At 33.3% G+C, this 222-nt stretch carries 1 protein-coding gene; it reads left to right on the forward strand.

The annotated features are described in order from the left end of the window. On the forward strand, window positions 1–222 hold a 222-nt coding region (locus tag CJF42_RS25870; protein WP_170940783.1), incomplete at both ends, for a site-specific integrase.

Genomic DNA, 222 nt, shown 5'->3' on the forward strand with positions numbered 1-222 from the left:
ACTATACCAATCTTACATTAATGAACTGACTTTACAAGGTAAAGCACCTAAAACCATCGACATGTATAGTCGTTATATCAGACAGCTAAGTGTTTTTTGTGACTGCTGTCCTGATAATTTGTCAACCTACCAAATTAAGTCTTTCTTACTTTACTTGGTTAACAATAAATCATGGAGTGCCGTTAAAATTGCACGTAATGCCATTCAATTTTTATATCGTCA

Origin of the sequence: Pseudoalteromonas sp. NBT06-2 (genome assembly GCF_002276045.1) — a bacterium.
GTDB lineage: Bacteria > Pseudomonadota > Gammaproteobacteria > Enterobacterales > Alteromonadaceae > Pseudoalteromonas.